The sequence below is a fragment of the Mycobacteriales bacterium genome (assembly GCA_035550055.1).
In the GTDB taxonomy this organism is placed as follows: Bacteria; Actinomycetota; Actinomycetes; order JAFAQI01; family JAFAQI01; genus DASZTV01.
Genome location: DASZRO010000076.1, coordinates 1 through 25,867, shown reverse-complemented (window position 1 = coordinate 25,867; position 25,867 = coordinate 1). Strand labels below are relative to the sequence as shown.

General features: G+C 70.5%; 30 protein-coding genes and 1 pseudogene. 14 read left to right on the top strand and 17 right to left on the bottom strand.

Going from position 1 to position 25,867, the window contains the following annotated elements; all coding sequences use genetic code 11:
- Positions 1-57: 57 nt before the first annotated feature.
- The 4 genes from VG899_11385 to glnA form a co-directional block, all read right to left on the bottom strand.
- Entirely contained in the window at positions 58-219 is a 162-nt protein-coding gene (locus VG899_11385) for a hypothetical protein (protein HWA66959.1), read from the bottom strand.
- A 541-nt stretch (positions 220-760) separates the two neighbouring features.
- On the bottom strand, positions 761-1,186 hold the full coding sequence (locus tag VG899_11380; GenBank protein HWA66958.1) for a type II toxin-antitoxin system VapC family toxin: 426 nt from the start codon (positions 1,184-1,186) through the stop codon (positions 761-763).
- Positions 1,183-1,431, bottom strand: a complete 249-nt coding sequence (locus tag VG899_11375) for a toxin-antitoxin system (protein ID HWA66957.1) — start codon at positions 1,429-1,431, stop codon at positions 1,183-1,185. The genes VG899_11380 and VG899_11375 overlap by 4 nt, the downstream gene beginning before the upstream one ends.
- Before the next feature lie 110 nt (positions 1,432-1,541).
- Positions 1,542-2,966 carry a type I glutamate--ammonia ligase gene (gene glnA / locus VG899_11370; protein HWA66956.1) on the bottom strand — a complete coding sequence of 475 codons (1,425 nt, stop codon included), beginning with the start codon at positions 2,964-2,966 and terminating at the stop codon, positions 1,542-1,544.
- Between the two features lie 89 nt (positions 2,967-3,055).
- Between glnA and VG899_11365 the strand changes: the two genes are divergently transcribed.
- The gene (locus tag VG899_11365; protein ID HWA66955.1) at positions 3,056-3,472 is read left to right on the top strand and encodes an RDD family protein; all 417 of its coding nucleotides are present in this window, start codon (positions 3,056-3,058) and stop codon (positions 3,470-3,472) included.
- Between the two features lie 19 nt (positions 3,473-3,491).
- Here the strand turns inward: VG899_11365 and VG899_11360 are convergent, their stop codons facing one another.
- The 4 genes from VG899_11360 to lipB all read right to left on the bottom strand — a co-directional run bounded on the left by VG899_11360 (position 3,492) and on the right by lipB (position 6,190).
- The gene (locus VG899_11360) at positions 3,492-4,235 is read right to left on the bottom strand and encodes a DUF4191 domain-containing protein (GenBank protein ID HWA66954.1); all 744 of its coding nucleotides are present in this window, start codon (positions 4,233-4,235) and stop codon (positions 3,492-3,494) included.
- Between the two features lie 105 nt (positions 4,236-4,340).
- Positions 4,341-4,532 carry a hypothetical protein gene (locus VG899_11355; GenBank protein HWA66953.1) on the bottom strand — a complete coding sequence of 64 codons (192 nt, stop codon included), beginning with the start codon at positions 4,530-4,532 and terminating at the stop codon, positions 4,341-4,343.
- A gap of 75 nt (positions 4,533-4,607) precedes the next feature.
- On the bottom strand, positions 4,608-5,540 hold the full coding sequence (gene lipA, locus VG899_11350) for a lipoyl synthase (GenBank protein ID HWA66952.1): 933 nt from the start codon (positions 5,538-5,540) through the stop codon (positions 4,608-4,610).
- The gene (gene lipB, locus VG899_11345; protein ID HWA66951.1) at positions 5,537-6,190 is read right to left on the bottom strand and encodes a lipoyl(octanoyl) transferase LipB; all 654 of its coding nucleotides are present in this window, start codon (positions 6,188-6,190) and stop codon (positions 5,537-5,539) included. The genes lipA and lipB overlap by 4 nt, the downstream gene beginning before the upstream one ends.
- A 93-nt stretch (positions 6,191-6,283) precedes the next feature.
- Between lipB and VG899_11340 the strand changes: the two genes are divergently transcribed.
- Positions 6,284-7,750, top strand: a complete 1,467-nt coding sequence (locus VG899_11340; GenBank protein HWA66950.1) for a protein kinase — start codon at positions 6,284-6,286, stop codon at positions 7,748-7,750.
- Positions 7,751-7,760: 10 nt separating this feature from the next.
- On the opposite strand, the gene VG899_11335 is transcribed toward VG899_11340, so the two are convergent.
- The 4 genes from VG899_11335 to VG899_11320 form a co-directional block, all read right to left on the bottom strand.
- Positions 7,761-8,645, bottom strand: coding sequence for a TIGR01777 family oxidoreductase (locus VG899_11335; protein HWA66949.1), 885 nt, complete (start codon positions 8,643-8,645; stop codon positions 7,761-7,763).
- 61 nt (positions 8,646-8,706) lie between these two features.
- The gene (locus tag VG899_11330; protein HWA66948.1) at positions 8,707-10,200 is read right to left on the bottom strand and encodes a 2-oxo acid dehydrogenase subunit E2; all 1,494 of its coding nucleotides are present in this window, start codon (positions 10,198-10,200) and stop codon (positions 8,707-8,709) included.
- A gap of 14 nt (positions 10,201-10,214) precedes the next feature.
- Positions 10,215-11,594, bottom strand: a complete 1,380-nt coding sequence (gene lpdA / locus VG899_11325; protein HWA66947.1) for a dihydrolipoyl dehydrogenase — start codon at positions 11,592-11,594, stop codon at positions 10,215-10,217.
- A gap of 87 nt (positions 11,595-11,681) precedes the next feature.
- The gene (locus VG899_11320) at positions 11,682-13,202 is read right to left on the bottom strand and encodes a leucyl aminopeptidase (GenBank protein ID HWA66946.1); all 1,521 of its coding nucleotides are present in this window, start codon (positions 13,200-13,202) and stop codon (positions 11,682-11,684) included.
- A gap of 138 nt (positions 13,203-13,340) precedes the next feature.
- On the opposite strand from VG899_11320, the gene gcvT reads away from it, so the two are divergent.
- The 3 genes from gcvT (at position 13,341) to VG899_11305 (ending at position 15,326) form a co-directional block, all read left to right on the top strand.
- On the top strand, positions 13,341-14,468 hold the full coding sequence (gcvT, locus tag VG899_11315) for a glycine cleavage system aminomethyltransferase GcvT (GenBank protein HWA66945.1): 1,128 nt from the start codon (positions 13,341-13,343) through the stop codon (positions 14,466-14,468).
- A complete protein-coding gene (locus tag VG899_11310; protein HWA66944.1) occupies positions 14,465-14,986 on the top strand; it encodes a shikimate kinase in 522 nt (173 codons plus the stop codon). The genes gcvT and VG899_11310 overlap by 4 nt, the downstream gene beginning before the upstream one ends.
- Positions 14,987-15,122: 136 nt before the next feature.
- Entirely contained in the window at positions 15,123-15,326 is a 204-nt protein-coding gene (locus VG899_11305; GenBank protein ID HWA66943.1) for a hypothetical protein, read from the top strand.
- 33 nt (positions 15,327-15,359) lie between these two features.
- Here VG899_11305 and VG899_11300 read toward each other — a convergent pair whose 3' ends face one another.
- Positions 15,360-15,980 (bottom strand): DUF3043 domain-containing protein, encoded by a 621-nt coding sequence (locus tag VG899_11300; protein HWA66942.1) that lies wholly within the window; start codon positions 15,978-15,980, stop codon positions 15,360-15,362.
- 119 nt (positions 15,981-16,099) lie between these two features.
- Here VG899_11300 and VG899_11295 point away from each other — a divergent pair, with 119 nt between their 5' ends.
- The 5 genes and pseudogenes from VG899_11295 to VG899_11275 all read left to right on the top strand — a co-directional run bounded on the left by VG899_11295 (position 16,100) and on the right by VG899_11275 (position 19,150).
- Positions 16,100-16,822, top strand: a complete 723-nt coding sequence (locus VG899_11295) for a PspA/IM30 family protein (protein ID HWA66941.1) — start codon at positions 16,100-16,102, stop codon at positions 16,820-16,822.
- On the top strand, positions 16,819-17,097 hold the full coding sequence (locus VG899_11290; protein HWA66940.1) for a hypothetical protein: 279 nt from the start codon (positions 16,819-16,821) through the stop codon (positions 17,095-17,097). Before VG899_11295 ends, VG899_11290 begins: the two co-directional genes overlap by 4 nt.
- A complete protein-coding gene (gene htpX / locus VG899_11285; GenBank protein HWA66939.1) occupies positions 17,097-18,029 on the top strand; it encodes a zinc metalloprotease HtpX in 933 nt (310 codons plus the stop codon). The genes VG899_11290 and htpX overlap by 1 nt, the downstream gene beginning before the upstream one ends.
- Positions 18,030-18,040: 11 nt before the next feature.
- Positions 18,041-18,619, top strand: coding sequence for a hypothetical protein (locus VG899_11280; protein HWA66938.1), 579 nt, complete (start codon positions 18,041-18,043; stop codon positions 18,617-18,619).
- A gap of 153 nt (positions 18,620-18,772) precedes the next feature.
- Positions 18,773-19,150 (top strand): annotated as a pseudogene (locus tag VG899_11275) (DedA family protein).
- A 31-nt stretch (positions 19,151-19,181) separates the two neighbouring features.
- On the opposite strand, the gene VG899_11270 reads toward VG899_11275, so the two are convergent.
- Both VG899_11270 and VG899_11265 read right to left on the bottom strand, forming a co-directional pair.
- A complete protein-coding gene (locus tag VG899_11270; GenBank protein ID HWA66937.1) occupies positions 19,182-20,375 on the bottom strand; it encodes a cation:proton antiporter in 1,194 nt (397 codons plus the stop codon).
- 12 nt (positions 20,376-20,387) lie between these two features.
- The gene (locus tag VG899_11265) at positions 20,388-20,762 is read right to left on the bottom strand and encodes a hypothetical protein (protein HWA66936.1); all 375 of its coding nucleotides are present in this window, start codon (positions 20,760-20,762) and stop codon (positions 20,388-20,390) included.
- 83 nt (positions 20,763-20,845) lie between these two features.
- On the opposite strand from VG899_11265, the gene VG899_11260 reads away from it, so the two are divergent.
- Positions 20,846-22,009: a hypothetical protein gene (locus VG899_11260; GenBank protein ID HWA66935.1), complete on the top strand. Its 1,164-nt coding sequence runs from the start codon at positions 20,846-20,848 to the stop codon at positions 22,007-22,009.
- Positions 22,006-23,112 carry a hypothetical protein gene (locus tag VG899_11255; protein HWA66934.1) on the top strand — a complete coding sequence of 369 codons (1,107 nt, stop codon included), beginning with the start codon at positions 22,006-22,008 and terminating at the stop codon, positions 23,110-23,112. The genes VG899_11260 and VG899_11255 overlap by 4 nt, the downstream gene beginning before the upstream one ends.
- Positions 23,113-23,119: 7 nt before the next feature.
- Here VG899_11255 and VG899_11250 read toward each other — a convergent pair whose 3' ends face one another.
- The gene (locus VG899_11250; GenBank protein ID HWA66933.1) at positions 23,120-23,998 is read right to left on the bottom strand and encodes a GNAT family N-acetyltransferase; all 879 of its coding nucleotides are present in this window, start codon (positions 23,996-23,998) and stop codon (positions 23,120-23,122) included.
- A 33-nt stretch (positions 23,999-24,031) separates the two neighbouring features.
- Between VG899_11250 and VG899_11245 the strand changes: the two genes are divergently transcribed.
- Entirely contained in the window at positions 24,032-25,132 is a 1,101-nt protein-coding gene (locus VG899_11245) for a glycerate kinase (GenBank protein ID HWA66932.1), read from the top strand.
- A gap of 73 nt (positions 25,133-25,205) precedes the next feature.
- Positions 25,206-25,562 (top strand): iron-sulfur cluster insertion protein ErpA, encoded by a 357-nt coding sequence (gene erpA / locus VG899_11240; protein ID HWA66931.1) that lies wholly within the window; start codon positions 25,206-25,208, stop codon positions 25,560-25,562.
- Between the two features lie 106 nt (positions 25,563-25,668).
- On the opposite strand, the gene VG899_11235 is transcribed toward erpA, so the two are convergent.
- The coding region (locus VG899_11235) for a hypothetical protein (GenBank protein HWA66930.1) at positions 25,669-25,867 on the bottom strand (199 nt) is incomplete at its 5' end.

Sequence of the window (25,867 nt, the reverse complement as noted above, 5' to 3'; positions counted from 1 at the left end):
GCGAGACGGCCCGTTTAGTCCGGTCGCGAAGGATGTCGGCAGCGGCGGACGGCGCCGTCAGCCGCCGGGCAGCTCCTCATAGCTGTCACTGAAGATCTCGATTTCGATCGCAATCAGCTTTGCGGCGCTGCGCAACCCGTCGATCCCGAAGCGGTCGCGGATGGCCACGACATGGCGACTGATCTCAGGGTCGGCGTCTGTAGGAATCTCGACGTCCATTGCGATCTCGTACCCGCATCACTCGCGTTCATCACCAGAGCCGCGACGCCACGCCACGCCAGTAGCGACGGCCGGTAAGACAGCCTGGGCGGCGCGCTCGTCGATCGCGTCCGGCGCGAGGGCTGCGCCGTTCGGCCGGACGAAGTGCCGAGTTCGTCGTCCACTTGCCAGTCGCTCCGGTAGGTCCAGGTCGCGAACCGCGCCGTCAGCGAAGGTCAGGCGCTGCGGAGGCATTCGCGGAGTGCTCGTCGCACGACTTCGGAGACCGTGACGCCGTCGGCGCGTTGGGCTGCCTGCTCGCGCAGCGCAGGGTCGAGGCGGACCGACCCCACCGTCTTCGCCTGGTTGCCCAGGGGAGGGCGGCCTCGTCCGCGCCGCTTGTTGGCGAGTTGTTCGGCGGATGTCGTGATTGAGCGGGGACCGGCCGCCCATTGCACGCTGATCTGCGCGCTACCCGAGCGGATGATCTTGGGTTGCTCGTTGGTTGCTCGGAGTTCCGCATCGACCGTGAGCGATCGGCATCAAGCCGCTGTGGCCCGGATCAGTCAGCGAGATTCCATGGATCGACGGCGGTCACGCCAAGCGGCTCGAAGTGCCGGGCGTTGCCGGTCGCGACCGTGGCGCGGCGGGCCAGGGCAATGCCCGCGATCTGCCCGTCGCGGATCTCGGTGGAGCGGCCATGTCGCTGGGCTTCGGCCAGAGCGATCCCGGCTGCGTTAGCGGCGGCTGTGTCGAACGCAAGGACGCGGCCGTCCAGGTCGTCTTGCAGGAGCTGGTCGAAGGAGGTTTCCAGTCGGGTACGGCGCCGGCTGGTGCGAATGAACTCGAGGCCCATCCGGACTTCGAGCACGGTGATGCTGGTGGTCCAGACCGACTCGGCAGGTTGGGCATCGAGCCAGTTGACGACGGCGGGGTCAGGTCGGTCGCGCATCAGCGCCGACAGGACGTTGGTGTCGAGGATGATCACTTGTCGAACTGGGCGGGACGTGCCGGCTGTCCGCGCAACTCGGCGATGTCGTCACGCAGGCCGTGTCCCCGGAACCGGTCAGCGATCGCCGAGCCAAGTCTTACCGGGCCGGGCGACGATGCCCCGACGGCGGCGCGGAGGATCTCGCGCACCTCCTCTTCGGTCGAGCGGTCATGCGCTCGTGCTCGGCGTTGCAGGGCGAGCTTTATGTCCTCGTCGAGTTGGCGGACGATCAGTTGGGCCATCCGCAGATGATATCACGATATCAACCTGCCGTGATCCGGTCGGTAAGTCCGGCCGCCGAAACAGCACATCTGCAGGTCAAGGACATGATCAACGATCTTCAAATCCGGCCTCAGATGTCGTAATAGAGCGCGAACTCGTAGGGGTGCGGACGCAGGCGGATCGCGTCGACCTCGTGCTCGCGCTTGTACTCGACCCACGTTTCGATGACGTCCGGGGTGAAGACGCCGCCCTGCAGCAGGTAGTCGTGGTCAGCCTCGAGGTTGTCGAGCACGGCCTCGAGCGACCCCGGCACCTGAGGTACGGCGGCGAGCTCGTCCGGCGGCAGCTCGTAGAGGTCCTTGTCGACCGGCTGCGGCGGCTCGATCCGGTTGACCACACCGTCGAGGCCCGCCATCAGCATCGCTGAGAACGCGAGGTAGGGGTTGCACGACGGGTCCGGCACCCGGAACTCCAGCCGCTTGGCCTTCGGGTTCGACCCGGTGATCGGGATCCGACAGCAGGCGGAACGGTTGCGCTGCGAGTAGACCAGGTTGACCGGCGCCTCGTACCCCGGCACCAGCCGGCGGTAGGAGTTGGTCGTCGGGTTGGTGAACGCCAGCAGCGACGGCGCGTGCTTGAGCAGCCCGCCGATGTAGTGGCGCGCCATGTCCGACAGCCCGGCATAGCCGACCTCGTCGTAGAACAGCGGCGCGCCGTCCTTCCACAGCGACTGGTGGCAGTGCATGCCCGAGCCGTTGTCCTGGAAGATCGGCTTCGGCATGAACGTCACGGTGCGGCCGTGCTGGCGCGCGACGTTCTTGATGACGTACTTGAAGTTCATCAGGTTGTCGGCGGTCTTTAGCAGCGTGCCGAACCGGAAGTCGATCTCGGCCTGCCCCGCCGTACCGACCTCGTGGTGCTGCATCTCGACGTCGATGCCGATCTCGATCAGCTGGCGCACCATCTCCGAGCGCAGGTCGGTGAAGTGGTCGGTCGGCGGCACCGGGAAGTAGCCGCCCTTGTAGCGCGGCTTGTAGCCCTTGTTGCCGCCCGGCTCCTCGTTGCCGCTGTTCCACGCTGCCTCGACCGAGTCGATGTAGTGGTAGGCGGAGTGCGGCGTCTGGTCATAGCGGATGTCGTCGAAGATGTAGAACTCGGCCTCCGGACCGAAGTACGTTGTGTCCGCGATCCCCGAGCCGCGCAGGTAGTCCTCGGCCTTCTTGGCGATGTTGCGCGGGTCGCGGCTGTAGGCCTCGCCGGTGAGCGGGTCGTGGATGAAGAAGTTCATGATCAGCGTCGGGTGCTGACGGAACGGGTCCATGTACGCCGTCGACGGATCCGGCAGCAGCAGCATGTCCGACTCGTGGATCTGCTGGAAGCCGCGGATCGACGAGCCGTCGAACATCAGCCCGTCGGTGAACACCGACTCGCCGAAGTTCGACGCCGGGAACGTGAAGTGCTGCATGATCCCGGGCAGGTCGCAGAACCGTACGTCGACGAACTGCACGTCGTTCTTCTTGATGTAGCTGAGGACCTCGTCGGCGCTGCTGAACATTCGGCTGCTGCCCTTCATCGGGATCTGGTCTGAGAAAACGTATCGGTCCTCGCCGATCTCGCAAATGGCCGACTGGCTACCGTTGGCGGGTGAGCAAGGAAGCGCCGTACGCCGCCGCCGAGCGGGACTACCCGGAAACCGGACCGGGAAGCATCGCGACCTTCGGTGCCCGGCTGCTGGCGTTCCTCGTCGACGGGATCCTTGCCGACCTGCTCGCGATCGTCGTGAACGGCGGCTACCACACCAGCGACCGGCAGAACCTCTCGGCGTATCTGGCCTTCCTGCTCATCGAGGTCGTGTTCGTGACGCTGGCCGGCCAGACCCCGGGGATGCGGGTCGCCGGAGTCGCCGTACTTCGGGAGACCGGCTCCGGAAAGCCGAAGCTGCGGTGGGTGCTGGTGCGGACCGTGCTGATCGCGATCGTGGCACCCGCCCTGGTGATCGACACCGAAGGGCGCGCGATGAGCGATCGGGCCGCCGGCACCGTGATGCTGCGCACCCGCTAGCGCCTGGGCGACGGCCGGTTCAGCCGCGCATCTGCTTGCGGGGCATCCTGGTCGGCATCGGGCCCTTGGGGACCGGGATGTTCGGGCCGCCCAGCGCCTTCATCCGCGCCTCGACCGCGTTGACCTCCTTGGGTCGCAGCTTGCGGGGCAGCTTCACTAGGTGCGACTGAAGCTTGCGGATCGAGACCCGGCCCTCGCCTTCGCCGACGATCACGTCGTGGATCGGGGTCTCGGGGGCGACCCGGCCGATCCGGCGCTTCTGGTCGGTGATCAGCTGGCGGATCGCCGCGGTCGACGGTCCTTCGCCCACGAGCACCACGCCACATCGCCCGATCACCCGGTGCACCAGCTCCTGGTTGCGGGTGAAGCCGACCGCGGGGGTCAGCCGCCAGTCGCCGCGCATCATCTGGATCGCGCCGGCCGCCCCGCCCGCCTGACCTTCCAGGGTCGAGTGAACGGTCGCGGTGACGCGCCGCCCGAAGATCGACGTACCGGTCAGCAGGCCGAAGATCACGCCCAGAATCGGCAGGAACACCACCCACGGGCTGCCGAGCAGCACCCCGACCACGACCAGCACCACGAGCACCGCGAGCGCCGGCCCGAAGACCTTCAGCGGAAGTTTCGGGTCCGCCTCGCGCGTCATCTTCCACGCGCCGCGCATCTGGGCGACGCGGCCCTGTGGCGCGCCTTCGGCGGCAGCGGCCGACGCCGCGTTGCGGCGGCCGGCGGGCTGCGGGGCGGACTTCTTCGGTTGGCGGGCCATGGCGGTGATTCTAGGAAACCGGGCGCCTCCTACGGGCGGCCATCAGTTGCGCTGTGGGCCTACGCCGACCGGCCGCGCGACCGCGGCTCGATTGCGCGGCTGGGCTCAGCCGTTGACGGCGGTGGGGGAGGCGGCGCCGACCGCTGCCCGGACGCTCGCGTCGGCCGCGGCGCGCTCGCGTGAACGCTGGCTGTCCTCGACCATCGCCGACCAGGCGTTGCGCCGAGCGGTTGCCTGCCCGCCGGAGGGCCAGATCGCCACGATGAGGCTGCGAAGCATCTCCTGCATGGTCGCCATGCTCCTCGCTCGGTATGACAGCGGCGTTACCCGTGAGTGAACTCTACGCCTACTATAGCGACCCGGTCAAGTTAGTCAGGATATGGTGTCCCGCAGGGCGATGGCCTGCGCGTACAGCCGCCCCGCCCGGTACGACGAGCGGACCAGCGGACCGCTCAGTACGCCGGCGAACCCCATCGCCTCTGCCGTCTCGCGCAGCTCGACGAACTCGTCCGGATGTACCCAGCGGGCCACGGCGTGGTGGCGCGGGGAGGGGCGCAGGTCCTGGGTGATCGTGACGAGGTCGCAGCCGGCCTCCCGCAGGTCGCGCAGACCCGTGACGACCTCGTCACGGGTCTCGCCCAGGCCGAGGATCAGGTTCGACTTCGTCACCCGGCCGGCCTGGCGGGCAGCGGTGATCACCGCGAGCGACCGGTCGTAGCGGAACGCCGGACGGATCGCCTTGAAGATGCGCGGCACCGTCTCGACGTTGTGGGCGAACACCTCCGGCGCGGCGTCGAAGACCTGCTGGAGCAGCTCGGGTCTGCCCGAGAAGTCGGGCACCAGGATCTCGACACCGGTACCCGGGGAGACCCGGTGGATCGCCCGCACGGTCTCGGCGTACAGCCACGCACCTTCGTCGGCGAGGTCGTCGCGCGCGACGCCGGTCACCGTCGCGTAGCGCAGACCCATCGTCGCGACCGACTCGGCCACGCGCCGCGGTTCGTCGCGGTCGAGCGGCTTTGGCTTGCCGGTGTCGATCTGGCAGAAGTCACAGCGCCGGGTGCACGCGTCCCCGCCGATGAGGAACGTTGCCTCGCGGTCCTCCCAGCACTCGTAGATGTTGGGGCAGCCGGCCTCCTGGCAGACCGTGTGCAGGCCCTCGTGCTTCACCAGTGCCTTCAACGCGGTGTACTCGGGGCCCATCCGCGCCTTGGTCTTGATCCACGGCGGCTTGCGTTCGATCGGCGTCTCGGCGTTGCGGGCCTCGACCCGCAGCAACCGCCGGCCCTCCGGCGCCACTGTCATGAGCTGCTCGCATGTGACATAGGGGTCGCTATAGCGACACGCATGTGACATTCGAGCTGCTCCTCCACCAGCGGGAGCACCTCCGCGACGGTTACGTCGCGGCCGAGCTCGGCGGTCAGCGAGGTCACGCCGGCGTCGCGGATGCCGCACGGCACGATCCGGTCGTACGCCGACAGGTCGCAGTCGCAGTTCAACGCGAACCCGTGCATCGTCACCCCGCGAGCGACGCGTACGCCGATGGCGGCGACCTTGCGTTCCGGGCGACCGTCCGCTGCGGCCGCCAGCCAGACCCCTGACCGCCCCTCGACCCGCATTGCATCGAGGCCCAGCGCCGCGCACACCTCGATCAGTGCCGCCTCGAGCCGGCGCACATGCCCGACCACGTCCATCGGATCCGGCAGCTCGACGATCGGGTACCCGGTGAGCTGGCCGGGCCCGTGCCAGGTGATCTTGCCGCCCCGGTCGGCGTCGACGACCGGCGTGCCGTCGGTGGGCCGCTCCCACGCCTCGGTACGCCGCCCGGCGGTGTAGACGCTCGGGTGCTCGAGCAGCAGGCAGGTGTCCTCGATCGTCCCGGCGACCCGGGCGGCGTGCAACGACCGCTGCCTCTCCCACGCCGCGTCGTAGTCGACGACGCCCGCGCGGATCATCTGCACCCCTTCACGGTATGCCGCAGCACCAAACCGGAGGCCCTGTGGACGGGGCTCGACGCCGCACCCCGCCTCGCTGCTGAGATGCCGCCCGTGGACGAGCCGTTCAGCGTGCCGGGCTACCGGCTGCTCGGCCTGCTCGGCTTCGGCGGCACCGGCGAGGTCTGGCGCGGCGTGCACGAGGCCAGCGGGCAGCCGGTCGCGCTGAAACGGCTGTGGGACCCGGCCGGCCCGGCGCTGGTCGACCGGCTCCGGGCCGAGGCCGACGCTCTCGCCGACGCCGTCGGTCACCACGCGGTCGCCGTCCACGACGTCGTGCTGCTCGCCGGCAGCGAGGTCGTCGTCGTCACCGACTACGCCGCCGGCGGCAGCCTCGCGGGCCTGCTCGCATCTCGCCCTGCGCTGCGCCCACCCGAAGCCGTCACCCTGCTCGGCCCGCTCGCCCGCGGCCTCGCCGCGGCTCACGCGCGCGGGCTGCGCCACGGCGACCTCACTCCGAGCAACGTGCTGTTCACCGCCAACGGCCGGCCGGTGCTCAGCGACTTCGGGCTGGCGCTCGCGACCGGCGAGCGGCGCGCCGACGACCCGGCCTTCCGCGACCCGGCGCCGGCGGCCGGCGGCGACCCCACGCTGGCCTCCGACGTCTATGCGCTCGGCGCGATCGGGTACGCCGCGCTCACCGGCACCGCGCCCCGCCTGCCGGACGCGGCGGGCACCACGCCGGCGGTCACCGAGCTCGCACCCGACGTGCCTGCGGGGCTGGCGTCGGTGATCGAGGCCGCGATCGACCCCGACCCGGCCCGCCGGCCCGAGGCGGCAGCCTTCGCCGCCGCCGTCCTCCGGTCCTCCGGCGCCGACCCGATCCGGTTTGCCGACCAGCGCAGTACGCCGCCGCCCGGCGGCGAGGCGACCGTCACGGAAGGACCGCACGTGTACCGACGCCACGCTCTCACCGTTGTCATCGTCGCGTCGGTGGGCCTCGCCGCACTGACCGGAGCCGGCTGGGTGAGGCTCGGCCAGCGGCCCGCGGTGGCCGACGCCCCGGCGAGCGCTCCGGCCACGCCGGTGCCGCCGACCGGGCTCGCCGTACCGAGCTCGACCGCGCCGACCGCGCCGGACGCGGCCGCGTCGATCACCTCCGGTGACGTTGCGGCAGGAACGGGCGCGGCCGACCACGGTGAGGACTACCGGGCGGTCCTCGCGCATCTGCTCGCGCTGCGCGACCGCGCGTTCGACACCGGCCGGCTGTCGGTGCTGCGCCAGATCTACCCGAAGGGCTCGGAGGGCTGGCGGGTCGACGCCGCGGCGCTGGGAGTGCTGCGCAGCCAGCACCTGCACACCCGCGGCTTCACCGAGCACCTCGACACGATCACCATGGAGGACGAGTCGTCGGTCAGCGTCGAGCTCGCGGTGACGACGACCGTCGCGCCGTACGTCGTCGTCAACGCGGCCGGTCGCGTCGTCGCGCGTCGGGCCGGCCGGCAGCAGAGCTTCGAGGTGACGTTGCGTCACGCCGGCGACGGCTGGCGGGTGCAGGGCCTCGGCCCCGTCGCGCGGTAGCCGCGAAGCGCTACAGCATCCGCCCGAGGGCGGCGTCCAGCGTCTGGTCGCCGAAGGCGAACCCGGCGTCGAGCAACGCCGCCGGCACCGCGCGCTGGCTGACCAGCAGCCCTTCGTCGGCGAACTCGCCGAGGCCGATCCGCAGCGCCACGCGCGGGACGAACGCGACCGCGGGGCGGTGCAGCGCCCGCCCCAGGGCGGCGGTGAGCTCTCGGTTGGTCACCGGCTGGGGGGCGGAGAGGTTGAGCGATCCCGAGACCGAGCCGGTGTCGAGCACGAACCGGATCGCGGCGATTTCGTCGGCGAGGGAGATCCACGGGAACCACTGCCGGCCGGAGCCGAGCCGCCCGCCCAGGCCCGCCTTGAAGATCGGCAGCATCTGCGCGAGCGCGCCGCCGTCGGGACTGAGCACGATCCCGGTCCGGATCCGCACCACGCGGGCTCCGGCCTGCGCGGCGGGTTCGGTCGCGGCCTCCCAGTCGCGGACCAGGTCGGCGAGGAAGCCGGTCCCGCTGGGCTCGGACTCGGTGAGCACGTCGTCGCCCCGGTCGCCGTACCAGCCGACCGCACTGCCCGACACCAGCACGCCGACGCCGTGCCGTGCGACCGCCGTCGCGATGGTCGTCGTGGCGTCGATCCGACTGTTGCGGACCTCGGCCTTGTACGCCGGCGTCCAGCGCTTGTCGCCGATCCCGGCGCCGGCCAGGTTCACAACCGCGTCCGCGCCGGTCAGCGCGGCGTCGTCGACGACTCCGGCCGCCGGATCCCAGCGGGCCTCGTCCGGGGCCGCCGGGTCCCGTCGTACCAGCCGGACGACGTCATGCCCGTCGCCGCGCAACGACTCGACCAGCGCCGTACCGATCAGCCCCGACGAGCCGGTGATGACGACTTTCACGCCACGCACCTCGACGTGTCCGTGCCTGCGTCGCCCAGCGCAACCTCAGGCACGGACCACCTCACAGGCCGAGCTCGGATTCGAACTCGCCCGCTTCCAGGCGGGCTTTGACCGTGCCGAGGAACCGGGCCGCGTCCGCCCCGTCGACCATCCGGTGGTCGTAGGTGAGCGCGAGGTAGCAGATGTGGCGGACCGCGATGACCTCACCGGCCACCGGGTCGTCGATCACGACCGGCCGCTTCACCACCGCGCCGGTGCCGAGGATGCCGACCTGCGGCTGGTTGATGATCGGCGTGTCGAACAGTGCTCCGCGCGAGCCGGTGTTGGTGATCGTGAACGTCCCACCGCCGAGCTCGTCGGGGGTGATGTGGCTGTCCCGGGTACGCCGGGCCAGGTCGTCGACCTTGCGTGCGATGCCGGCCAGGTTGAGGTCGCTGGCCTCCTTGAGCACCGGGACCAGCAGCCCGCGGTCGGTGTCGACCGCGACGCCGAGGTGGACCGTGTCGTGGTAGGTCACGGTGCCGCCCTCGAGGTCGATCGAGGAGTTGACGGCCGGGTGCTCGCGCAGTGCCTCGCACACCGCGATCGCGAAGAACGGCAGGTAGGTCAGCTTCACGCCCTCGCGGATCTCGAAGTCCGTCTTCGCCCGCTCGCGCAGTCGGGCGATCTTGGTGAGGTCGACCTCGACGACGGTCGTCAGCTGGGCGCTGATCCGCAGCGACTCGGTCATGCGTTCCGCGATGACGGTGCGCAGTCGCGACAGCTTCTCGGTGCTGCCACGCATCGGCGACTCGAGGTTGCGGCCGGGCCGCGCGGCACCGGGCGCCGCGGGAGAGGCGACCGTTGCGGCCGGGGCCGTAGCGGCCGGGGCCGGCGCAGGCGCTGCCGCAGGTGCGACCGGCGCAGCCGTGACCGCGGGTGCCGGGCTCGGCGCGGCGCTCGCTGCGGCCGGCGCCGGTGCGGTGGTCGCGCCCTTCGCCGCCGCGTCGAGGACGTCCTGCTTGCGGATCCGGCCGCCGACGCCGGTCCCGGTGACCGTCGCCAGGTCGACGTTGTGCTCGGCGGCGAGCCGGCGTACCAGGGGGGTGACGTACGACGCGCCCTGGCCGTCGTCCTCGCTCTCGTCCTCGGCAGCGGCCGGTGCGGCTGGTGCCGCAGCAGGTGCCGGCGCCGGTGCGGGGGGCGCCGGCGCCGGTGCGGCAGGTGCCGGGGGCGGCGGTGCGGGAGCTGCCGGCTCCGGCTGTGCGGCAGGCGCCGGCTTGGGCTGCGTGTCCGCCGCGGCGGGTGGTGCCGCAGCAGGCGACGGCGCGGCGCTGCCCGCCTCGTCGATGGTGGCGAGCTCCGCACCGACCTCGACCGTCTCGTCCTCGGCGACCTTGATCGAGGTCAGTACGCCGGAGGCGGGCGAGGGGATCTCGGTGTCGACCTTGTCGGTGGAGACCTCGAGCAGCGGCTCGTCGACGTTGACCTGTTCCCCCTCGGCCTTCAGCCAGCGGGTCACCGTGCCCTCCGACACGCTCTCGCCGAGCTGCGGCATCTTCACGGAGACGGACATCGACGTTGGGCCTCTCAGCCGTGGGTGTGCAGGGGCTTGCCGGCGAGCGCGAGGTGGGCCTCGCCCACCGCCTCGGACAACGTGGGGTGCGGGTGGATGAGCTGCGCGACCTCGACCGGCAGCGCCTCCCAGTTCGTGATCAGCTGGGCTTCGGCGATCAGGTCGCCGACCCGGGAGCCGACCATGTGGACGCCGAGGACCGCGCCGTCCTTGGCGGCCACGACCTTGACCGCGCCACCGGTCTGCAGGATCTGGGCCCGGCCGTTGCCCGCCAGGTCGTACGTGGTCTCCACGACCTCGATGCCGCGCTGTTTCGCCTGCGCGGAGGTCAGACCGACGCTGGCGACCTCGGGCTCGCAGTAGGTGACCTTCGGCACGTTGTCGTAGTCGACCGTCGGCGGGTTCAGCCCGGCGATCTCCTCCGCGACCATGATTCCCTCGGCGAAGCCGACGTGCGCCAGCTGGAGCCCGGGCCGCAGGTCGCCGATGGCGTAGACGCCGGGGACGTTGGTCTTGCAGTGCGCGTCGACCAGGACGAACCCGCGGTCCATCGCGATCCCGGCTGCTTCGTACCCGAGCCCTTCGGAGACCGGGCCGCGGCCGACCGCGACGAGCAGCACGTCGCCGTCGATCGTCTTGCCGTCCTCGAGGGTGACGGTGACACCGGCGTCGGTGACCTTGGCGGACGCGAACCGAACGCCGACGGAGAAGTTGATCCCGCGGCGGCGGAACGCGCGTTCGAGCAGCTTGGAGCTGTTCTCGTCCTCCAGCGGCACGAGGTGGGGCAGCGCTTCGACGATCGTGACGTCGGCTCCGAAGGACCTCCAGACGCTCGCGAACTCCACGCCGATCACGCCGCCGCCGAGCACGATCGCCGACGCCGGGACGGACTCGAGCGCCAGCGCGTGCTCGCTGGTGATGATCCGGTTGCCGTCGATCTCCAGGCCGGGCAGGGACCGCGAGTAGGAGCCGGTGGCGAGCACGACCGCCTTCGACGCGGTGTACGTCGTACCGGCGACCTCGACCGTCGTCGACGACGTGAGCGTGCCGTGACCTTCGACGGTCGTGATCTTGCGGCTTGCGATCAGACCGGTCAGCCCTTTGTGGAGCCGGGAGACGACGCCGTCCTTGTAGGCGTTGACGCCGGCCATGTCGATGCCGTCGAGCGTCGTACGCACCCCGACCTTCTCGCTGTCGCGGGCCGCGTCGGCGACTTCCGCGGCGTGCAGCAAGGCCTTGGTCGGGATGCAGCCGCGGTGCAGGCAGGTGCCGCCGACCTTGTCCCGCTCGACGAGGATGGCGCTCATGCCGAGCTCGGCCGCGCGCAGGGCGCAGGCATAACCCCCGCTACCGCCGCCGAGGATGACGAGGTCGGCGGTCTGCGGGTCGGCCACGGTGAGGCTCCTTGTCGTGCTCCGCGCGCAATGGGTGTTTGCGGGCGTGACGCGTTACTGCATCACTACCCATTCCATCACCCGGGTCTAAAGCGCTCGGGCCGAGATCCATTCCACGAGCGTCCGGACGGGCACACCGGTCCCGCCCTTGGGGGTGTAGCCGAACGCGTCGCCTTCGTTCCAGGCCGGTCCGGCGACGTCGAGGTGCGCCCAGGCCACCCCGTCCGGCACGAACTCCTGGAGGAACAGGCCGGCGACGAGCATGCCGCCGAACCGGTCGCCGATGTTCTGAAGGTCGGCGATCTCGGAGTCGATCGACTTGCGCAGCTCCTCGGGCAGCGGCATCGGCCAGGCCTGCTCGCCGGCGGTGGCCGCGGCGGCCAGGATCGCGTCGCTGAGGTCCTTGTCGTTGCCCATCACGCCGTAGAGCCGGGAGCCGAGCGCGACCAGCGCGGCGCCGGTCAGGGTCGCGATGTCGACGATGGCGGCGGGCTTCTCCTCGCCCGCCCGCACGATCGCGTCGGCCATCACCAGCCGGCCCTCGGCGTCGGTGTTGAGCACCTCGACGGTCTTGCCGCCGCGCATGGTGAGCACGTCGGAGGGGCGGATCGCCGTACCGCTGGGCATGTTCTCCGCGGTCGCGACCCAGCCCACGACGTTGACGGGTACGCCGAGCTTGGCCAGCGCCCACATCGTGGTGATGACCGACGCCGCGCCGCCCATGTCGGCCTTCATCCACTCCATGGCCTGGGCCGGCTTGAGCGAGAGGCCGCCGGTGTCGAAGGTGATGCCCTTGCCGACCAGGTGGACCGCGGGGGAGCCGGCGGGGCCGCAGGCGTGCTCGATCCGGACCAGTCGTGGCGGGTTCGCGGCGCCCTGGCCGACGCCGAGGATGCCGCCGTACCCGCCCTCGGCCAACGCCTGCTCGTCGAGCACCTCGACCGCGCAGCCCGCCCCGCCGCACAGCTCGGCCGCGAACTCGGCGAGGTCGGCCGGGTGCAGATCGGCGGCGGGCGTGTTGACGAGGTCGCGGCAGGTCGCCACCGCCTCGGCGATGACCGCGGTACGCGACAGGACGGCCTTGGCGGCCTTGTCCTTGTCGTCCGCGACGCAGATGACCGCGGTGCCGACGCCCGCGCGGTGCTCGGCGGCGGAGGCGTGGCGGTACTTGCGGAAGGTGTAGCCGCCCAGCGCCAGGCCTTCGGCGACCGCGCGGAGATCGTCCGGCGAGCCGTCGTCGCCGTTGACCCGGGCGAGCGTGGTCGCCACCTTCTTGGTCCCGGCGAGTGTGCGGGTGGCGGCTCCGGCCGCTCGGCGGATCGCCTCGGGCTGGTAGCGGCCGGTGCCGTTCGGGGCGTCGCCCAGCCCGACCGCCACGACGGTGGCGGCCTTCGTGGCGCCGAGCGTCGCGAGCTTGGTGAGCTCGCCGGCCCGTCCGGTCGCCCCGAGCGCCTGCAGCGCCTCTTCCAGCCGCTTCTTCAGCGCCTTGTCGAGATCGGCTGCGCCTGGGGCGACGACGAGGGAGCGGCCCTTGCGGGCGACGCCGATGATCAGCGCGTCGGCGTCCACGTCAGAGAGCCGAACCGAGGTCAACGAGAGCCGGGTCATGCCCCGCGATGCTAGTGAGCGGATGGCACATCGGTATTGCTGTGGCCGTACGGGTGGCACCGGCGTACAGCTGGGGCACTACCTAGGTGACCTATGTGCCGTTCGCCCACCACAGCAGGAGAGGTAGCGTCGCCGATCATGACCGCAGCCGCGACCAGCGAGGCCGCCGTGATCGAGGGCCCACTCGCCGACCGGCACCGGGCGCTCGGAGCGAAGTTCGCCGACTTCGGTGGCTGGTCGATGCCGTTGTCGTACGCCGGTGTCGTCGAGGAGCACACCGCCACCCGTACGACGGTCGGCGTCTTCGACGTCAGCCACCTCGGCAAGCTGCGGGTCAGCGGGCCTCGCGCCGTCGAGTTCGTGAACTCGTGCCTGACGAACGATCTCGACCGGATCGGCCCCGGTCAGGCGCAGTACACGATGTGCTGTGACGACGGGACCGGCGGGGTGGTCGACGACCTGATCGTCTACCGCGAGGAGAAGGACCTGTTCCTGGTCCCGAACGCGGCCAACACCGACGCCGTCGTACGCATGCTGTGTGACGAGAAGCCCGACGACGTCGCGGTCACCAACGTGCACCGTTATCTCGCGACGATCGCCGTGCAGGGCCCGAAGTCGGCGGAGGTCCTCGCCGCGGTCAACCTGCCGTCCGCGATGGACTACATGGCCTTTGCACGTGTCGACTGGCGTGGCGCCAACGGCAGGAGCGCGCCCGTCGTGGTGTGCCGGACCGGCTACACCGGCGAGCACGGCTACGAGCTGATGCCGACGGTCGACGTCGCCGGTGAGCTGTGGGACGCCGTACTGGGCGCCGCCCAGGCGCTGGGTGGGATGCCGTGCGGTCTGGGCGCACGCGACACGTTGCGTACCGAGATGGGATATCCGTTGCACGGTCAGGACCTGACGGTGGCGACCACCCCGGTCCAGGCCCGCCTCGGCTGGGCGGTCGGTTGGGACAAGCCGGAGTTCTGGGGACGCGACGTCATCACCCGGGAGCGGGAGGTCGGCACGCCCCGCTTGCTGTGGGGGCTGCGTACCGAGGAGCGCGGGATCCCGCGCGCGCACATGGCGGTGCGTTCACTCGCCGACGACGACCTGGGGGAGATCACGAGCGGCACGTTCTCACCGACCCTGAAGGCCGGCATCGCCCTTGCCTATCTGTCGCGCGCCGTTGGGGAGGGCGACCGGGTGAAGGTTGACGTGCGCGGCAAGCCGTTGATGATGCAGGTTGTGAAGCCGCCGTTCGTTGCGTCGCGCGTGAGGTGAGCGTCCCGCGGTACGACCGCGTCCTGCTGATCGGGATGATGGGCGCCGGCAAGACGACCGTCGGCCGGGCCCTGGAGACCGTCCTGGGCTGGCCGTACTACGACAACGACGAGCTGCTCGCCCGAGCCGTCGGCAAGGACACCAGGCGGGTGCAGGAAGAAGACGGCGTCCTGGCGCTTCGCCGCGCCGAGTCGGCTTCGCTCGACGTCGCGCTGTCCGAGGGTGGCCCGCTGATCGCGGGCGTGGCGGGTGGGATCGTCACCGATCCGCTCGATCTCGACCGGCTGCACCGCAGCGGCTTCGTGGTCTGGCTGCGCGCGGACATCGAGATCCTCGCCAAGCGGGTCGCCGGGACCGACCGGCCGTGGCTCGGGGAGTCGCCCGCGGTTGCGATGCGACGGCTCTACGCCGGCCGGGAGGCTTTGTACGCCGACGGCACCACGATGATCATCGACGAGGGCCAGACCACGCCGTACCTGATCGCCCGCGAGATCGCCCGCGCCGTCCTCGCCCAGTAACGCTCCGTCGCTGTGCCTTTCGCCCCAGTAACGCTCCGTCGCTGTGGCTTTTGCCCAGCAACGCTCCTTTACCCGGGGAGTTGCCCCAGCAACGCAGCGTTGCTGGGTGAAGGTGGGGGGTGAATAGGGTTGGGGTGTGGCGTGGGCCTGGCGGTTCGAGAACTCCGACGCGGTCGCGCTCGACGACGGCGAACTGCCCGCGGAGTCCTTTCCGACGCAGGCCGACGCCGAGACCTGGATCGGCGAGGCCTGGCGTGAGCTGGCAGCGGCCGGTGTCGCCCAGGTCACGCTGTTCGAAGACGGTCGTGAGGTGTACGGCCCGATGTCGCTGAGCGAGTAAGCCGCGGAAGGTGGGCCATCGGCCTGGGAGGGCTCAGAGCGGGGTGCCGCCGCGGGCGACTTTCGGCGGTGGCCGGCGGAACCGGCGCGGCAGCATCGCGCGCACGAACGCGTACGTCGCGACGCCCTGGGTCCGCCCGGCGCCGAACTTCGCCGCCACCGCGTTCTTGGCCGCGCGCCCGTGGCGGTAGCTGTCGACGCCGATCACGAGCAGGCTGATCGGCCCGGCGAGGTTGAGCACCTCCTGGACCGGCCGGCTGTCCACGAACGCCGCGAGCACGAACTCGACGAACACGACCAGGATGAAGATCTGTCCGACGGTCCACTTCGCGTCGATGACGTCACGGGCCAGCCGCTTCTCCGGCCCGGCGTCTCGAGGAGGCAGGTTGCGCTCGTCGCCGGTCAACAGCGCTTCTCGCTGACGCTGCCGTTCGGCCCGGGCGCGTGCCCGCGCGTCGGCACCCGACCCGCCGCGGCCGGCGGCGCCGCCGGACGTGCCGGCCATCCGCCGCGCCTTGCGCGCGTCGGCACGCTTCGGGGTCGGCCGCCCCTTGCCGGCCTCGGACCCGCCGCTCTCGGACCTGGCGCCCTCGGAGTCGACCGGATCCGCGGACGTGTTCTCGGCAGCGGTCGACTTCGAGCGTCCGAACGGCACGTCGTGAGTGTACGAAGCGTCCTTTCGCCGTAGGCGAAGCGCTCAGGCGGTGTTCAGCAACCCGACTAGGGTGAGATCACGGACGCTCGTCGCGCCGCGATGCAGAGAGGTCGGACGGCATGAGCATGGGTCGGCGGTTGTCCCTGATCCTCAGGGCGAAGGCGAACAAGATCCTCGACAGGCACGAGGACCCGCGGGAGACGCTGGACTACTCCTACGAAAGGCAGCTCGAGCTGCTCACCAAGGTCAAGCGCGGCGTTGCCGACGTGGCCACCAGCCGCAAGCGCATCGAGCTGCAGATGCAGCAGGTGCAGGCCAGCGCCGACAAGCTCCAGGCGCAGGCGCAGCAGGCGGTCGGCCAAGGTCGCGACGACCTCGCCCGGGAAGCGCTGACCCGCCGTGCGACCGCCAACCAGCAGCTCGCCGATCTGCAGACCCAGCACGCTCAGCTGCAGGCCGAGGAGGAGAAGCTCACCCAGGCCTCGCAGAAGCTGCAAGCCAAGGTCGACGCCTTCCGTACGCAGAAGGAGACCATCAAGGCGACCTACACCGCGGCGGAGGCGCAGACCAAGATCGGCGAAGCCGTCTCGGGCATCTCCGAGGAGATGGGCGACGTCGGCATGGCGATGCAGCGCGCCCAGGACAAGACCCAGGAGATGCAGGCGAGGGCCGGCGCGGTGGACGAGCTGCTTGCTTCCGGGGCCCTCGACGACGCGAGCATTCCGGGCGGCAAGGACGACATCCAGGCCGAGCTCGACCGAGGCGCGGCCAACACCGACATCGAGCTCGAGCTCGCGAACCTCAAGAAAGCGCTTCCGGCCGGGGGAGAGACGAAGTCATGATCGTTCGCATCCTCGGCGAGGGCCAACTCGACGTACCGGACTCCGGGCACGACGCGCTCAACGAGCTCGACACCGCCCTGATGGCCGCCTGCGAGGCCGACGACGTCGAGGCGTTCGATGTCGCGCTCGGCGAGCTGCTTGCGAAGGTGCGCGATCTGGGTACGCCGTTGCCGGACGACCACATCGTGCCGTCCGAGCTGATCCTGCCCTCGGCCGACGCATCGCTGGCTGAGGTCAAGGCGCTTCTCACCGACGAAGGACTGATCCCAGACTGATGGCAACAACCCGCATCAAACCGGACCACAACCTCACGGCCCGGATGACGTTCACGATCTTCTTGATCGGCGCGCTGTACGTCGGCGTCATGGCCGCACTGATCGCGTCAGGCATCAACGCCGGCGCGGTCATCGTGATCGCGCTGATCGTCTTGTTCTGCCAGTACTGGTTCTCCGACCGGATCGCGCTTTACGCGATGCACGGCCGCATCGTGACACCCGAAGAGGCACCCGAGCTGCACGGCGTCGTCGACCGGTTGTGTGCGCTCGCGGACATGCCGAAGCCTCGAGTGGCGATCGCCAACACCGACATTCCCAACGCGTTCGCGACCGGCCGCAGCCCCAACCGGGCCGTCGTCTGCGCGACCAGCGGCATCCTGCGACGCCTCGACACCGACGAGCTCGAAGGCGTGCTCTCGCATGAGCTGTCGCACGTCGCCCACCGCGACGTCGCGGTGATGACAGTGGCCTCGTTCCTCGGTGTCGCCGCCGGCCTGCTGACCCGATTCATGTTCTACAGCGAGATGTTCGGCGGGTTCGGCGGCGGTTACAGCAACCGCAACAACAACAGTCAGGACAACACCGCCGCGATGATGTTCGCGGTCATGCTGGTGTCGATGATCGTCTACGCGATCTCGTTCCTGCTCACCCGTGCGCTGTCGCGCTATCGCGAGCTCGCTGCCGACCGGTCGGGTGCGATCCTGACCGGCCGGCCGTCCGCGCTGGCATCCGCGCTGCAGAAAGTGACCGGTGACATGGCGCGCATCCCGACCAACGACCTGCGCCATGCCGAGCCCTTCAACGCGTTCTTCTTCACTCCCGCGCTGGCCAACGGGTTCTCGATCTCGTCGCTGTTCGCCACACATCCGTCGCTCGAGCGCCGCCTTCAGCAGCTCGCCGAGATCTCGGCGCAGCTCGGCCAGCCCGCCTGAGCCGGACTCGGATGGGACTGCTCGACACCGTCTTCGGGCGAAGCCGGCGGGCGTTGCCCGACCTCGACGACCTGTTCGCGCTGCCCAGCGCCGCGGTGACGCTTCAGGCGGCCGCGAACCTGCGGCCGACCGGCGTCGGGTCGGTGTGCGTGAAGCCGGCTGAGGGCGGCGCGTTCGCCGGGCTGCGGGACGAGGTCCAGCAGCTGCTCACCGTCGGGGATGCGAGCGGCGCCGCAAAGTACGAGGAGTCCACCGACTCGTTCGGCTTCACCTGGCTGACGCGGCGTACGACGCCGGCGGACATCTCGGGGCTGATCACCGACCTCCACGCCGTCAACTCGACCCTCGACCAAGCCGGCTTCGGGCCAGCCCTGCTGTGCACCTTGGTCGCCTTCAGCGACGGTGAGAAGCCGACGATCGGCCTGATCTATCTCTACAAGCGCGGGGCGTGGTACCCGTTCGCGCCGGTCGGCAAGGACAAGCGCGACAACATGCGCGAGCTACAGATCAAAGAACAGCTCGGCCACGACCTCAAGGTGGAGCAAGACCTGTCTCGGTGGTTCCCGGTGTGGGGAGCACCGGGTCTGTGAGTCAATAGCCGCGACGTGATCGACATCTGGGGGGCAGTCACGGCGACGCCGTCGCCGTCGCCGTCTCCGCTGCCCGGCGGGCTCCAGCACTTCGAGCCCACGCTGCGCCACTACGGCTACTACGCGGTCGCCGGGTCACTGTTCATCGAGAACATGGGAGTCCCGCTCCCGGGCCAGCTCGTGCTGATCGCGGCGGCGCTCTACGCCGGGACCGGCAGCCTGAACATCGTCGCCGTGGCGATCGTCGGGCTCGTCGCCTCGATGGTCGGCAGCGCGGCGGGCTACGCGATCGGCGTGTACGGCGGGCGCCCGCTGGTCGAGCGCTACGGGAAGTACGTCCTGCTCACCGAGGAGCGGCTCGACAAGGCCGAGACGTTCTTCAACCGCCGCGGTTGGCTCGTGCTGCTCGTCGGCCGGTTCATCGACGGGGTACGCCAGGCGATGGGCATCCTCGCGGGCATCTCCGACATGACGTTCCGGCGCTTCATGCTGTTCAGCACCGCGGGCGCGGTGATCTGGATCGGCTTCTGGACGGCGCTCAGCGACGCCGCCGGCAGTCACGTCACGACGATCGTGACCTACTCGGGGTACTTCGCGGCTGCGGTTGCGGTGGTCCTGGTGGTGCTGCTGATCCGGTTCGTGGTGCGAGCACGCCGCCGGACAGCGTCGCGATCGCAATCGTCACCAACGCCCCCAGGATGAGCGCGGCCGGCTGACCATTCGCGAGCAGCCCCAACTGGGTGCCGAGGGTCGCCGCCGCAACCGGTACGCCGAGCTGCGCGCAGCACAACGCAGCGACCGCGATCGGCTGTTTCGTGACGGCCATCGCCGTGTGCGTCGTCGCGGCTCCCAGGCCGAGAACGACGCCGAGAGCGATGAACTTCGGATGGCTGCCGAGCGCGCGGATGTCCAGCGAGGCGCCGAGCCACACGAAGAACAGCGGGCCGAGAAAGCCTTCGGTGATCGCGAACAGCTGCTTGGCAAGCCGCCGCGGCTCACCGACGGCCGCAACCGCGATGCCGAAGCTGAAGCCGGCCAGCATGATCGACACGTGCGTCTTGGTGGCGACGGCCGCCAAGCCGAACAGGATCGCGAGACTGATCCGCAGCTCGAGGGCGAAGGACCGTTCCTCTGACAGCTCGTGGACGCGGTGACGCCAGCCCTTCTTCTCGACGTAGCTGAGGGCGACGTACAGCACGGCGGCGCAGGCGATGACCGCGAGCGCTCCGAGCGAGGCGCGGCCCGCTCTCGACGGGTCGATCGCGAGCGGCAACGCGACGATGCACGCGGCGTCGGCAAGGGCGATCTGCGGCAACGCCGCGGTGATTGCCTCGCCGCCGAGCCCGAGCGAGTCGACGATCGGCAGGATCAGCGCGGCCGAGGACGAGGACATGAGGACCGCGTAGAGCGCGGTGTGTCCGGTGCCGAATCCGTGTGAGATCGCGAGCGCCAGCGGGATCGACACCACCGCGACGCCGACCGCGCGCAGGCCACCCGTGCGCAGCGACCGAATGATGGCGGGATCCCGGACCGGCACGTGCGATCCGGCGACGAACATGACGAGGGCGAAGCCGACGTCGGCGAGCAGCGTGAACGACGGGTCGGTGGCGTGCAGGGTCCCGCTACCGGTCGGGCCGAGCAGGATCCCGGCGACCAGCTCGCCGAGCACGACCGGCAGATGCCACTGGCGCGGCAGGGCGAGCAGGGGTCCGGCGATGCCGACGGTGACGATCAGCGCCAGCGTGGTGAAGGTCATGGCGTGCGGCGCTCAGGCGTCGGCGATGCGGCAGGGAATGTCGGTGTTCTCGTCGACGTGATAGCTCGCGCACACCCGGTGGTAACCGTCGGCGACCTGCAGCGGCGTGCCCGTCGTGAGGTTTCCGCGGATCAGCAGGATCGGCGAGAGGCGCTTGCCGTCCTTGATCTTGGCCAGGTCGGCCTTCACGTGCGCGTTGTCGGTGGGCAGCAGGGCGAGCTGCGCGGCACGAAGGATGTCCTTCGCCTTCTGGTGCACGAGCGGCGCCGTCTGGAGCTTGCCGGCCAGTGTCCGTGCCACGCCTGGCGTTGCGAGCAGCGAGAGGTACGCCTCGGCCGCCGGGTAGTCGTGCTCCTCGGGTTCGTCCTTCCACACGACAGCCGCCACGTCACCCTCCCGTTGAAGATCACCAGCAGTATGCGCCGCTCGTTGCCGTTGACGGGCTCACCTGAGGGCACCAGGATCGCGCCATGAAACCGCCCGGACGTGTCGTGGCAGCGGTCGCCGTCACAGCGCTGACCACTCTGACGCCGCTGGTCCCGGGCGTCGCCCACGCCGCAGCGGTGCCGGCCGGTCAGCTGGCCTATGTCACCGCGTCGGGGCAGCTGGACCTCGTCGGGGTGATGAGCGACGGCTCGACGTCTGGCGCTCCGGTGCAGATCGCCCCGGTGACGAAGGTCGCCGCGCCGAAGTACGTCGAGGTGAGCGACGTCGTCGTGTCCGCCGACGAGCACTGGATGGCGTGGTCGGAGACCATCGACAAGCCCAACAAGCGGTACGGCAAGGTCGAGGTCGGCGGCCGCACCGTGGTGCGCGACAACGTCGACGGGACGATCACGACGTTGGGCAACAGCGTCTACCCGCTCGGCTTCTCCGGGCACACCCTGGTCTCGATCGGCGGCTACACCGAGCGACTCGTGATGACGCCGAAGCCGCACTACGTGCGGCTTCCCGGCAACGCGTACGCCGTCGCGACGTACTCCAAAGGGGTCGTCGACGTGGCGTCCCGGGGCGACGGTCGGGTGGACCGCGAGAACCTGCGGCTGACCACCTTCTCCGGTGACCACACCCTGCTGCATCGCTACGTCATCGGCCGTGACTACCGCAACGTCACTGCGAACATCGACGCGGTCAGCCCCGACGGCAAGAAGCTGCTGGTCGAGCGCGGCAACCATCAGGACTTCGACGGGATCGGCCCGAGCTCGGACTTCGACGAGTACACGCTGGCCCCCGGATATCCCCGCCGGCAGCTCGGCCACTACGGCACGAACGCCGCCGACTGGCGGCTGCAGACCGCGACCTTCGTCGGGCCGAATGACGAGGCCTGGCTGGCGTTGCACGACTACGGCAAGACAGTGCGTGGCGTCGTCGTACGCGCCGTCGACGGCAGGTTGCACCTCGTGGCCAGCAATGCGATCACCGTCGCGGGCTCGCCGTTGGGCTACGCGGTGGTCCAGCCCGGCAAGTGGGTGCTCGACAAGCAGAGTCCCGACGAGGACTTCAACCCGGTTCCCACCGCTGATGCGCAGCTGTGGTTCGACGACAAGGAGATCGGTCCCATCGACATCCAGGGCAGTGAGCTGAGTTGGGTCAACGGGGTGGTCTCCGGGTCGGGATCGAGCACCCCGCTGTGAGCGGGCGCACCGGCAGGTGGGCCACCGCCGCAGTCATGGCCGCGAGCGCGGTTGCCGTGGTGTCTCCCGTGACGGCGCGGGCGAGCGCGTCGTCGGTAGGGGAGCTCGCCTACATCTCGCAGGGCAGTGTCTACGTCGTACCCGTGTCCTCGGACGCATCGACGGGAAGCCCGGATCGGATCGCGCCGACCGCGCAGCCGCGCGGCGTGACGACGGCCAGCAACCTCGAGGCGTCGTCGGACGGGACGTGGCTGGCATGGCTCGAGTCGAATCCGAAGACGGGCAGCATCGCCGTCGTGGCGATGGACGTCGTGACCGGCCGGCAGGTCCGGCTGACTCATGCGAGCTACCCGCTGGGCTTCGCCGGTGACACTCTGGTCGTCATCGGCAAGGGCGAGCGGGCGGCGCGCCTGGTGCTGAAGCCGAAGCCGCACCTCGTCACCGTCGCGGACACCAACTACCCCGACGCCGTCTACCCGCACGGCGTGATCGACCAGGTCACCCACAGCTCGAAGCGGGGTACGCCGACGAGCAGCACGGTGCGGCTCAACTCCTTCTCCGGGCAACACGTGTCGGTCCACCGCTACGCCGGCAGCAAGTCCCTGCCCTACCTGGCCGGGGAGCTCGCCAGTTCCGACGGCAAACAGCTGCTCGTCGAGGTCGGCGACGACGAGGGCTTCTACGGCACCCAGGCCAGCGACTTCGACGACTACGCCCTCGACGACAACAGCGCGCGCACGCCGCTCGGCCACTACGCCACTGGCTCGACGGCGTGGCAGATGAACGACGGCACGTTCGTCGGGCCTGACGACGTGCCCTGGCTGACCGTCTACGGGTCCAGCAGGTCCGGGACGCGCTCCGACCTGGTGCGCTACGTGAACGGCGCCTGGCAGCTCGTCGCCTCCGACGTGATCACCGTGCTCGGGCGATCCGACGGGTACGTCGTCTACCAGCCCGGCAAGTGGGTGCTGGGCAAGCACGCCGAGGACGACGTGCCCACCCAGCGACCGACCACGGACGCACAGCTGTGGTTCGACGGCAGCGCCCGATCGCTCGGGCTGACCGGCACCGAGTTCGCCTGGGTGACGAACCTGCGCTCGTGAACCGGGGCTAGAGGTACGCCCCCGACGGCAGGTACGCCCGCGGCGGGGTGATCCCGCGCCAGAACACCGGCCCGTCGGGCCGGATCGCCAGCCCGGCGGCCAGCGCTGCCCTCACCGCCCACTGCTGCTCCGCGGTGATGTGGGGAACCGTGGCGTCGAGACCCAGCTCGGCGTTGTGCTGGAGGCACCGCCAGAGCAGGGCGCTCGCCGTGTCGTCGTCGGTCGCTGCCAGCAGGTAGACGTCCGCGTCACGCAGGTAGGCGTAGCCCTGTCCGTCGGCGTCGTCGACGACGTACATCGGCGCGAACCCGGCGATCCACGCATGATCTGGTCCGCGTCCGGCGCCGCGGACCCGGCGGTCGATGCCGTCGGCGAACGCCAGGTCCTGCGTCGTACCGTTTCGGACTCGCGTGACCGACGGCGGCGCCGCCGCCATCGACGGCCGGCCCTTCGCGGTGACCTGCGGGTAGAGCTCGAACCCGCTTGTGGCGTAGGTGCGGATCGCCCGGGCGTCGCTGCTCGACTGGATGATCGCGCGGTCGCATCCTTCGGCGTAGCGCAGCGTCGCGTCGATCAGCCGCCGGCCGGCGCCGACCGACTGCGCCGCGGGGTCGACGACCAGCAGCGAGAGCCCCCAGAGGCGGTCCCGCTTCAACGCGAACGCGCACCCGACGATCGCGCCGTCGGCGACCGCCACCCAGGAGCCTTCCGGGTCGTGCTCGACGAAGTGTTCGATCCGGCTGCGAGCTCGGGTCCGCTGGACCTCACTCACCTGCTCTTCCGGCTCGTGCATCCGGCGGTCGAGGTCGGCGAAGGCCGCCAGCTGGACTCGCACGCACTCGTCGGCGTCGGCCCGCGTCGCGGGTCGCAGGGTCACCTCGGCCATGGGTCCTGCCTAGCAGTCGGGTGAGATGGCGTCATGCGAGTTGTCGTTGCGCCCGATTCGTTCGGCGGCACGTTGTCAGCGGCTGACGCGGCCGCCGCGTTCGCCGACGGCTGGCACGAGGTCGCGCCCGACGACGAGCTGGTGCTCACGCCGGTCTCCGACGGCGGGCCGGGGATGCTCGACGCTCTCGCGGTGATCGCCGGGTCGCGGCTGGTCGGCGTCGCAGCGCAGGGTCCGACCGGCCTGGTCCGCACCCGCGAGTTCCTGGTCGCGGGGGAGACGGCGTACGTCGAGTCGGCGGGTGCCTGCGGCTTGGCGGAGCTGCAGGAGCTCGGTGGCGACGTGCGAACGGCGACGACGTACGGCGTCGGTCAGCTGGTCGCGGCAGCCGCGGCGACCGGGGGAGTGACGACCGTGGTCGTGGGCCTCGGCGGTTCGGGGACGAACGACGGCGGCGCTGGGCTATGGGCTGCCCTTGGGGCGCAGCCGGCCGCGCACCTTCGCGGTGGTGGGATCGCGCTAGGCGAGCTTGCGCCGGTCACCCCGCCGGCGGCGCCGGGAGTCGAGCTGATCGTGGCGACCGACGTCGACAACCCGTTGCTCGGGCTGTACGGGGCGTCCGCCGTCTACGGACCGCAGAAGGGCGCTGACACCGCCGCGGTGATGGCGCTCGACGCCGCGCTCGAGCGCTGGGCGGACCTGGTCGAGGCCGCGGTCGGCATGCGGGGCCTGCGCGACCAGCCGGGCGCTGGCGCAGCGGGCGGGCTCGGGTTCGGGTTGCTCGCGCTCGGCGCGCGGCGGTGCTCCGGCGCCGACGTGGTGATGGCCGCGGTCGGCTTGGCGGCGGCGGTCGATTGCGCCGATCTCGTCGTCACCGGCGAAGGACGATTCGACGCGACGTCGCTGCGCGGCAAGGTGGTCTCCGGCGTGGCGCAGCGGGCGCAGCAAGCGGGCGTGCCGTGTGTGGTGGCAGCCGGCCAGGCGCAGATCGGCAGCCGGGACGCCGCCGCTCACGGGATCGACGAGGTCTGGTCCGTCGCCGAGGAGCTGGGATCGGCCGAGGCGGCGCTGGCCGCGGGGGCTGCCGGCGTACGGCGGCTCGGCGCGTCGATTGCCCGAGCCTGGACTCGCTGAACGGGAACAGTGCCCGCACGGGCGTGGTTGCGTACAGTGGAACCACCAGCAGTCAGCCGAGGAGCGTCCCCAAATGACGGTGCAGGACACCAGCGTCGAGACCACCCAGTCGGTCGTGCTTTCCGACTCCGCTGCGGTCAAGGTCAAGAGCCTGCTCGAGCAGGAGGGCCGCGACGACCTCGCGCTGCGGATCGCGGTCCAGCCCGGGGGTTGCTCGGGGCTGCGCTACCAGCTGTTCTTCGACGAGCGCACGCTCGAGGGCGACACGTTCACCGACTTCGGCGGCGTCAAGGTCGTCGTCGACCGGATGAGCGTGCCCTACCTCGCCGGGGCGACGATCGACTTCGTCGACACGATCGAGAAGCAGGGCTTCACGATCGACAACCCCAACGCCACGGGCTCGTGTGCCTGCGGCGACTCCTTCAGCTGAGCCCTCCCACCGCGGCCCCCCACCCAGCAACGCTCCGTTGCTGTGGCTTTCGACCAGGCGATGGCCCGTTGCTGGGCAGATTCCCCAGCAATGGAGCGTTGCTGGGTTAGGTGAGGTAGTCGGCGAAGGCTGTTGCTGCCGCGTCGGGGATCGCGACCACCCATGCGCGGGCGGGTGCGGTGAGGTCGATGACCTGCTTCGTCGCTGACTTGGACACCCCGTACGCCGCGGCGGGGATCGCCCGCGCGTCAGCGATCAGGTCGGCCAGAGTGCCGGTACCCGCTTCGAGGGCGGCGTGACGGGGC

Bases quoted from the DNA above. Each gene is read 5' to 3' on its own strand.
- VG899_11385 (HWA66959.1), bottom strand. From the start codon at position 219: ATGGACGTCGAGATTCCTACAGACGCCGACCCTGAGATCAGTCGCCAT.
- VG899_11375 (HWA66957.1), bottom strand. From the start codon at position 1,431: ATGGCCCAACTGATCGTCCGCCAACTCGACGAGGACATAAAGCTCGCC.
- glnA (HWA66956.1), bottom strand. From the start codon at position 2,966: ATGTTCAGCAGCGCCGACGAGGTCCTCAGCTACATCAAGAAGAACGAC.
- VG899_11360 (HWA66954.1), bottom strand. From the start codon at position 4,235: ATGGCCCGCCAACCGAAGAAGTCCGCCCCGCAGCCCGCCGGCCGCCGC.
- VG899_11355 (HWA66953.1), bottom strand. From the start codon at position 4,532: ATGGCGACCATGCAGGAGATGCTTCGCAGCCTCATCGTGGCGATCTGG.
- lipA (HWA66952.1), bottom strand. From the start codon at position 5,540: ATGACAGTGGCGCCGGAGGGCCGGCGGTTGCTGCGGGTCGAGGCCCGC.
- lipB (HWA66951.1), bottom strand. From the start codon at position 6,190: ATGATCCGCGCGGGCGTCGTCGACTACGACGCGGCGTGGGAGAGGCAG.
- VG899_11330 (HWA66948.1), bottom strand. From the start codon at position 10,200: ATGTCCGTCTCCGTGAAGATGCCGCAGCTCGGCGAGAGCGTGTCGGAG.
- VG899_11320 (HWA66946.1), bottom strand. From the start codon at position 13,202: ATGACCCGGCTCTCGTTGACCTCGGTTCGGCTCTCTGACGTGGACGCC.
- gcvT (HWA66945.1), top strand. From the start codon at position 13,341: ATGACCGCAGCCGCGACCAGCGAGGCCGCCGTGATCGAGGGCCCACTC.
- VG899_11295 (HWA66941.1), top strand. From the start codon at position 16,100: ATGAGCATGGGTCGGCGGTTGTCCCTGATCCTCAGGGCGAAGGCGAAC.
- VG899_11290 (HWA66940.1), top strand. From the start codon at position 16,819: ATGATCGTTCGCATCCTCGGCGAGGGCCAACTCGACGTACCGGACTCC.
- htpX (HWA66939.1), top strand. From the start codon at position 17,097: ATGGCAACAACCCGCATCAAACCGGACCACAACCTCACGGCCCGGATG.
- VG899_11280 (HWA66938.1), top strand. From the start codon at position 18,041: ATGGGACTGCTCGACACCGTCTTCGGGCGAAGCCGGCGGGCGTTGCCC.
- VG899_11270 (HWA66937.1), bottom strand. From the start codon at position 20,375: ATGACCTTCACCACGCTGGCGCTGATCGTCACCGTCGGCATCGCCGGA.
- VG899_11260 (HWA66935.1), top strand. From the start codon at position 20,846: ATGAAACCGCCCGGACGTGTCGTGGCAGCGGTCGCCGTCACAGCGCTG.
- VG899_11250 (HWA66933.1), bottom strand. From the start codon at position 23,998: ATGGCCGAGGTGACCCTGCGACCCGCGACGCGGGCCGACGCCGACGAG.
- VG899_11245 (HWA66932.1), top strand. From the start codon at position 24,032: ATGCGAGTTGTCGTTGCGCCCGATTCGTTCGGCGGCACGTTGTCAGCG.
- erpA (HWA66931.1), top strand. From the start codon at position 25,206: ATGACGGTGCAGGACACCAGCGTCGAGACCACCCAGTCGGTCGTGCTT.